Raw genomic sequence first — 7,477 nt, 5'->3', positions numbered from 1 at the left:
CGCCCAGGCGTTCTCCCAGAGCCGCACGATCGCCGGGTACTTCTTGCCCCAGGCCTCGGTGAACTCGACGAACCGCTCGAGTGCGGCGTCCTCGGTCGGGGCGGTGTAGACGGGCTTGAGGGCCTTGGAGATCTTGTCCCAGTCCTGGCGGGCCGCGTAGCGGAACGAGGCCCGGATCAGGTGGACGATGCAGGTCTGCGTGACGGCCTGCGGCCAGACCGCCGAGATGGCGTCTGGCAGGCCCTTGAGGCCGTCGCAGACGACCATGCAGACGTCCCCGACGCCCAAGGCCACGGAGTTAAGCCCCGCCTGCGTCCGTCAAGAGAGTGATCTCGGGCTGGAATGCAGGCATGAGGACGGGGCCTCCGGTATAGCAACGGATCGACCAAGATCTGCTTGCCGAAGAGGTCCCGTTGACTGACCAATCTGCCACCGCTCGGCCCGATTGCCTTGGAGGAGGCGGAGATTCCGTCCTCGCCCCGGGCCATCTGGGTGAGCTCACCCGCTACCTTCCTGTCGAACTCGTGGACGCGGTACTCGAGGAGAACCACGCGGTGGAGCGTCGCCGACGGCTCCTGCCTTCTCGCGTCGGGGTGTACTTCATCCTGGCCCTGTCGCTGTTTCCTGCACTGGGCTACCTGCGCGTCTGGGACAAGCTGACGGCCGGACTCACCACGCCGGGGATCGACCGTCCGAGCGAGAAGGCCCTTCGATGCCTGCGGCGACGCGTGGGGCCCACCCCACTCAAAGCCCTGTTCGAGGTGCTGGCCGGGCCGCTCGCGCAACCCACCACGGTCGGCGTCCGCTACCGACGCTGGCGGACCGTGGCGTTCGACGGATGCAGCGCAGTGAAGGTGCCGGATTGCGAGCGGAACCGAGCCTGGCTCGGCAAGATCCAAGCTCGGCTGGGCTGGGCCGGTTACCCCCTCCTCCGGCTCATGACGCTCTGCGAGACCGGCTCTCGCGGTCTGATCGGCGCGGTGTTCGGGCCGACGAGCGAGTACGAGACCACCTATGCGCGGCGCCTCCTGCCGCTGGTGAACGCCAGCATGCTCGTGCTCGCCGATCGAGGCTTCGATGCGGACGACTTCCTGGCGGCCACTGCGGCCACCGGAGCCCAGTTCGTCATCCGCATCACCGCTCGCCGCCGTCCCGCCATCCTGGCTGTGCTCCCCGACGGCTCGTATCTCACCCGGCTGGGCAGGCTCAAGGTGCGCGTCATCGACGCGACAATCACGATGACCACGGACAGCGGCCAGACTCTCTGCGAGCATTACCGCATCGCCACCACCCTGCTCGACCACCGCAGTGACCCCGCCGAAGCGCTGCTCCGGCTCTACCACGAACGCTGGGAGGTCGAGTCCGCCTACTACGCGCTGCGGCACACCCTTCAGGACGGTCTGGTGCTCAGGTCGCAGGACCGCGCCGGCCTGGAGCAAGAATTGTGGGCACAGCTGATCGTCTATCAGCTCCTGCGGGCGGCGATGGTCGACGCCGTGGAGTCCTGTCCGGGCACCGACCCGGACCGCGCGAGCTTCACCGTCGCCCTGGAAACCGCACGTGACAGGATCGTCCTCGCCGACCTGGGCACAGACGGAAGCGGCCGCCACGATGAGCTGGTCGGCACCATCGGCCTGGCCGTGTTGGCTGGCCTGCTGCCAGCGAGACGGCCCCGCACGAGCGCCCGCTCGGTCAAGGCCGGGCGCACGCGATACCCCACCAACCCCGCAGAACCCCGCCCCCGGCAGAGCAAGGCGATCACCGGCCTGACTGTCACGCTCCGCTCAGCTCCCGACGCCCCGCCCCAGCCTCCAGACGACCACGAGGACCAGCGAAAGGCCGTCGCCGGGATCCGGTCCATGGGCGCCGGCAATCGAAACCGGACCTTCCACCTCATGGCCGCCGAGCCCGAACGATCCTGGCGACCCCGCGAAGTCGCCATCGCCCTGGGCATTCGCAACTACGCGAGTTTCGCGACCCAGATGACCCACTGGGCCGCCGAAGGCCTTCTCAGGAAGATCGCCTACGGGACCTACACCCTCTCCGACGCATGGAAACGGACCACCTTGACGAACCCGGGTGTGGCTTAACTCCGTGGCCTTGCCCCGACGCCGCGGTTCTTGATCTCGGTCAGCACGTGGAGCCAGTACTTGGCGCCCTCTCCGCCGTCGCCGGCCCACAACCCGAGAATCTCGCGGGTGCCCTCGACGGTGACCGCCAGCGCCACGTAGATGGGCCGGTTGGCGACCTGGCCGTCGCGCAGTTTCACGTGTACGCAGTCGATGAAGACCACCGGATAGACCGGGTCCAGCGGTCGGTTCTGCCACTCGGCCATGCCCTCGACGACCTGATCGGTGATGGTGGAGATGGTCTGCTTGGACACCTCGGCTCCGTAGACCTCGACCAAGTGCGCGGAGATCTCACCGTGCGTCAGACCGCGGGCCGACAGTGAGAGGACCATTTCATCGACACCAGCCAGGCGCCGCTGGCGCTTGCGAACCAGCTGCGGCTCGAAGGACCCCTCGCGGTCGCGGGGTAGCTCGATCTGCACCGGGCCGACCTCGGTCAGCACGGTCTTGGAGCGGGTGCCGTTTCGCGAGTTGCCGCTGCCGGCGCCAGCTGGGTCGTGCTTCTCGTAGCCGAGGTGGTCGGTCATTTCGCCCTCGAGCGCGGACTCCAGGAGCTTCTTCGTGAGCTGCTGGAGCAGACCTCCGGCGCCGGTGAGCTGCAGCCCGCTCGCACGGGCCCGATCCACCAGCTGCCCGATCAACTGCTCGTCCAGCGCGTCCGGCTGCAACTCCACCGGGCGCACGGCCTCGACAGCCTCGGCCGAGACGGTGACTTCCTTCATCAGGTGCTTCTCCTTGATCGGAAGTTACACCGTTCTTTTTACAGACCCCCGACGGCGACACCCAGTGGATGACCGCCGGCTCCGGCCTGCTGCACATCGAGACCCCGCCGGAGTCGCTGGTGATGTCGGGCGGCCTCTTCCACGGCCTCCAGCTGTGGGTGAACCTGCCCGCCTCCGACAAGATGATCGCGCCGAAGTACCAGGACATCCGCGGCGGCAGCGTCAAGCTGCTCGCCTCCTCGGACGGCGGCGCGCTGTTGCGGATCATCGCCGGTGAGATCGACGGCCACCAGGGCCCCGGCACCACGCACACGCCGATCACCATGGCCCACGTGTCGGTCAACCCCGGCGCCCAGGTCACCCTCCCCTGGCGCAGCGACTTCAACGCGCTCGCCTACGGCCTGGCCGGCAGCGGCTCGGCCGGCGAGGAGCGCCGCCCGTTCCACACCGGACAGGCGGTGGTCTTCGGCGAGGGCGGCTCGATCACCATCCGGGCCGACGAGAAGCAGGACTCCCGCACCCCCAACTTCGAGGTGGTGCTGCTCGGCGGCCTGCCGATCCGCGAGCCCGTCGCCTGGTACGGCCCGTTCGTGATGAACAGCCACACCGAGCTCCAGCAGGCCATGGCGGACTTCCAGGCCGGCAAGCTCGGCACCATCCCCGCCGACGCCAACTGACCCACCCCGACAGCCCGGTGCCCGGGCCGCGCAACGCAGCGCGGCCCGGGCACCGGGCTGTTCGGCGGGCCGGTCAGGGCCGGTCAGAAGCGCTGGGCCTTGGCCACCTTCGGTGAGAGCGACTGCTCGGGGCTCTTGACGGTGACGGCGATCGGCTGGGCCCGCGCACCGGGGGCCAGGTTCTCGGTGCCCACGATGTCGCTGTCCGCCACCTGGCCGGACGGGTCGATCCAGTCCACCTGCACCGCGTAGGAGGCGGCGGCGCCGGTGCTGTTGGTGATGGTGACCACGGCCGCGTTCAGGCCGCCGGACTGGTCCTTCGGCACGCCGGTGAGGACCACCGAGGAGATCGCGTCGCCCTGCCCCGAGACCGGCGCCAGAGCCGCCTGGTAGGCCGACCGGCTGCGCGCCGCCTCGGCCGAGGCGGAGGCGGCGAAGGCCGAGGCCCGGGCCCCGGCGGAGGAGGCGGCGGCGGAGGCAGCGGACTGGCCGGCCGAGGCCAGCGACTGCAGCGAGGACGGGCCGGAGCCGGAGAAGCTGGCGGTGACGGGCGCCGAGGCCGCGCCGGTGGTGCTGCCCCCCGAGGAGCTCGACGTCGACGAGCTGGAGCAGGCCGCGGCGCCGAGCGCCAGGGCCGGCAGGACGGCCAGCGAGATCAGTCGACGGGCGGAGCGGTGCTGCTGACGGGACATCGGCCGTCCTTTCCACGGATGAGGGAGCACACCGTCCGATTAGTACCGGTTGTCCCGTTCCACGGCGACAGCTCCTGGGCCGGATGGCGGTGGCGCCGAGCTCGGCCCTGGCGGCCGCGAACCCGGGGTGGCGGGGGTGCGGGCCGGGTCAGCGGCCCGCGTCCGCCCCGGGTCAGCCCGTCTGGAGCCGGGCGCCGCCGTCGACGATCAGGCTGATGCCGGTGGTGTACGCGTTCTCCACCAGGAAGGCGATGGCGTGCGCCACGTCCTCGGCCCGGCCGACCCGCTTCAGCGGCAGGGCGGCGGCGGTCTGGGCGAAGAGGCCGTCGCGGGCCTCGCCGGGCAGCCAGTCCCACCAGTCGGTGTCCACGAAGCCGGGCGAGACGGCGTTCACCCGGCGCGGGGCGAGCTCGGCCGCGAGGGCCCGGCTCGCCGCCTCCACCGCCCCGTTGACGGCCGCCAGGGCGGCCGTGCCGGCCACCCCGACATGTGCGGTCACCGCGCCGACCAGGGTGATCGAGCCGTCCGCGCGCAGCGTCGGCAGCGCGGCCTGGACGGCCAGCAGGTGGGCGGCGAGCTTGCCGTCGGTCAGGACCCGCAGCTGCTCGCGCTCCAACTCGGCGATCGGGCCCGCACCGCCGTGCGGGGCCACGGTGACCACCAGGTGGTCGAACTCGCCGACGGCGGCAAAGAACTCGGCCAGCTGCTCGGCGGAGCCGGCGTCCACCACCCGGCCCTCGGCGGAGCCGCCCAGCCGCTCCAGGGCGGCGGCGAGCCGCTGCTCGTCGCGGCCGGCGACCACCACGCGGTGGCCGGCCTTCTCCAAGTGCGCGGCGGTGGCCAGGCCCATGCCCGCGGTGCCGCCGATGATCACGATGCGCTCCGACACGGAGTCACTCCCCCAGGTTCCGGACCCACACGATTTCGAGTCACTGTGCCTCGTTTATATTTCGAGTCAGGGTGCCTTGTAAAGTGGTTTCATGACCGACCGAGCAGCGGCGCGCGGCCGCCCGCGCAGCGACCAGGCCCGACAGGCCGTGCTGGCCGCCGCCCTGGAGCTGGTGGAGCGCGACGGCTACACCGCGGTGACCATGAAGGGCATCGCCGAGGCCGCGGGCGTCGGCCGGGCCACCGTCTACCGCTGGTGGCCCAGCACCGGCGCGGTGCTGATGGAGGCGCTGAACGAGCTCAGCCTGCGGGTGGCCACCCCGGAGCCGACCGCCGACCCGGAGGCCGACCTGCTCGCCTTCCTCACCGCGACCTTCGCGCTGAACAACGGCGGCCCCGCGCGGCCGGTGCTGCTCGGCCTGGTGGCGGACGGCCAGAAGGACCCGGAGGTCGCCGCCCGGGTGGCCGAACTGATCAGCTGGCGGCGGGGGTTGCTCCGGGAGCGGCTGGCCCGGCTGGAGGGCGACTGGAACGTGCCGCTGGAGCTGGTGGTGGACATGCTCTTCGGCACCATGTGGTACCGGATGATCGACCTGCACGGGCCGGTGGACGCCACCACCGCACGGGAACTCTGCACCGCGGTCGCCAAGTTGGCGAAGCCGGACTGAGTCGGGTCGGGGAGAACAAATTTCCGTGCACCTGACGGACCGTCGGCCGGGTACTGCTGACGGCCCACCAGTTCAGCGCTGTGCGGCGGGAGTCGACGGGCTCCGCAGCAGCACCCCGACCAGAGCGGCGGCGGCCGCCATCAGCGCGGCGATCACCCAGGCGCCCGCCTCGGCGGCCGAGGCGTAGGCGACCGGCGAGGTGCCGCGGCCCAGGGTGGCGAAGAAGACCGCGCCGACCCCGGCGACCCCGGTGGCACCGGCGAACTGCTGGGTGGTGGTGAGCACTCCGGAGGCAGCGCCGATCCGGGCCGGCGCCACGGTCGCCAGGATCGCGCCCATCAGCGCGGGCAGGGTCAGCCCGTTGCCGAAGCCGGTGAGCGCCAGCGGCAGCACCAGCTCGAGCGGGCGCAGTCCGCCGCCGGCCAACTGCAGGGTGAGCGCCAGCAGCAGACTCGACGCCGCGCTGATCAGGGTGCCCGCGACCAGCACCCGGCTGCCGAACCGGGCGGTCAGCCGGCGGCCGAGCAGCGAGGCGGCCATGGTGGTCAGGCCGAGCGGCAGGAACTCGAGCCCGGCGGCGCGGGAGTCCAGGCCGAGGCCGGCCTGCAGCAGCAGGGTGCCGGTGAACAGCTGGCTGCCGATCGCGGCGAGCACGCAGGCGTTGATCAGCAGGCCGATGCCGAAGGCCCGGCCGCGGAAGAGCGCCAGGTCGAGCAGCGGCTCCCGGCCGGCCAGGGCCAGCCGGCGCTCCCAGCGGAGGGTGGCGGCCAGCAGCAGCGCGGCGGCGGCCAGGCTCAGCCAGGTCCAGAGCGGCCAGCCGGCCTCACGGCCGAGCACCAGCGGCACCAGGGCCAGGGCGAGCGCGCCGGCCAGGCCGAACACCCCGGCCAGGTCGAGGCGGGCGCGGGCGGCGGAGGCGGGTGTCGAGACGGAGCGCGGGATCAGCCGGGCGGCGGCGGCCACGGCGGCCCCGCCCACCGGGAGGTTGACCAGGAAGATCACCCGCCAGCCCAGCCCGAACGGATCGGCTTGCAGCAGCAGCCCGCCGAGCACCTGCCCGGCGATCCCGCCCAGCCCCAGCGTGACGCCGAACCAGGAGAGTGCCCGGGCCCGCTGCTCCGCCGGGAAGAGCCGGCTGATCAGCGCCAGCACCTGCGGCGCCATCACCGCTGCCATAAGCCCCTGGAGCAGCCGGGCGGCGACCAGCTGCCCGGGGCTGGCGGCCAGCCCGCAGAGCAGCGAGGCGACGGTGAACCCGGTGACGCCGAGCAGGAAGGCCCGCCGGTGCCCGAACAGGTCGCCGAGCCTGCCGCCGGTGATCAGGCCGGCCGCGTAGCTGAAGCCGTAGCCGCCGACCACCAGCTCCAGCGCGGCCTGACCCGCCTTCAGGTCGTGGGCCAGGGCGGGCGCGGCCACGTTGACCACCATGTAGTCGAAGGAGGCCATGAAGGTGGCCAGCAGGATCACCGGCAGGGCGAGCCGGCTGCGCAGCGCCGAGCGGTCCTCGGGCGGCGCCGTGGGAGTGTCCGTGGCAGTGCGGCGGTCCCGCTGTGCGGTGCGGATGTTCATCGGTGGACCCCGTTCGGAGGCGGTCCGGCGGCGGGCGCCGCCGGGTACGGGCAGCAGCCTCGCCCCGAACCACCCCCGGCACCTTGGGCAGATGGCTTAGCCGCCTCTTCAGATCCGGCTGAGCCGTCTTCA

5 protein-coding genes and 3 pseudogenes are annotated in these 7,477 nt (G+C 72.0%); 3 read left to right on the top strand and 5 right to left on the bottom strand.

Annotated features, from left to right (window positions below):
* Window positions 1-285 (bottom strand): annotated as a pseudogene (locus ACFYNO_RS38275) (transposase); the annotation flags it as partial.
* Window positions 286-413: 128 nt separating this feature from the next.
* Between ACFYNO_RS38275 and ACFYNO_RS38270 the strand changes: the two are divergent.
* A complete protein-coding gene (locus tag ACFYNO_RS38270) occupies window positions 414-2,090 on the top strand; it encodes an IS4 family transposase (RefSeq protein ID WP_388022620.1) in 1,677 nt (558 codons plus the stop codon).
* 17 nt (window positions 2,091-2,107) lie between these two features.
* Here the strand turns inward: ACFYNO_RS38270 and ACFYNO_RS38265 are convergent.
* Window positions 2,108-2,851: pseudogene (locus tag ACFYNO_RS38265) on the bottom strand (IS256 family transposase); the annotation flags it as partial.
* 50 nt (window positions 2,852-2,901) lie between these two features.
* On the opposite strand from ACFYNO_RS38265, the pseudogene ACFYNO_RS38260 reads away from it, so the two are divergent.
* Window positions 2,902-3,528, top strand: a pseudogene (locus ACFYNO_RS38260) (pirin family protein); the annotation flags it as partial.
* An 83-nt stretch (window positions 3,529-3,611) separates the two neighbouring features.
* Here the strand turns inward: ACFYNO_RS38260 and ACFYNO_RS38255 are convergent.
* Both ACFYNO_RS38255 and ACFYNO_RS38250 read right to left on the bottom strand, forming a co-directional pair.
* Window positions 3,612-4,220: a hypothetical protein gene (locus ACFYNO_RS38255; RefSeq protein WP_388022617.1), complete on the bottom strand. Its 609-nt coding sequence runs from the start codon at window positions 4,218-4,220 to the stop codon at window positions 3,612-3,614.
* Between the two features lie 172 nt (window positions 4,221-4,392).
* Window positions 4,393-5,109: an SDR family oxidoreductase gene (locus tag ACFYNO_RS38250; protein ID WP_388022616.1), complete on the bottom strand. Its 717-nt coding sequence runs from the start codon at window positions 5,107-5,109 to the stop codon at window positions 4,393-4,395.
* Window positions 5,110-5,200: 91 nt separating this feature from the next.
* Between ACFYNO_RS38250 and ACFYNO_RS38245 the strand changes: the two genes are divergently transcribed.
* Window positions 5,201-5,776: a TetR/AcrR family transcriptional regulator gene (locus ACFYNO_RS38245; protein ID WP_388022613.1), complete on the top strand. Its 576-nt coding sequence runs from the start codon at window positions 5,201-5,203 to the stop codon at window positions 5,774-5,776.
* A gap of 72 nt (window positions 5,777-5,848) precedes the next feature.
* Here the strand turns inward: ACFYNO_RS38245 and ACFYNO_RS38240 are convergent, their stop codons facing one another.
* Window positions 5,849-7,345: an MFS transporter gene (locus ACFYNO_RS38240; RefSeq protein ID WP_388022611.1), complete on the bottom strand. Its 1,497-nt coding sequence runs from the start codon at window positions 7,343-7,345 to the stop codon at window positions 5,849-5,851.
* Between the last annotated feature and the right edge of the window lie 132 nt (window positions 7,346-7,477).

Origin of the sequence: Kitasatospora sp. NPDC006697, from assembly GCF_042869935.1 — a bacterium.
Lineage (GTDB): Bacteria > Actinomycetota > Actinomycetes > Streptomycetales > Streptomycetaceae > Kitasatospora.
This window is presented reverse-complemented; position numbering and strand designations above follow the sequence as displayed.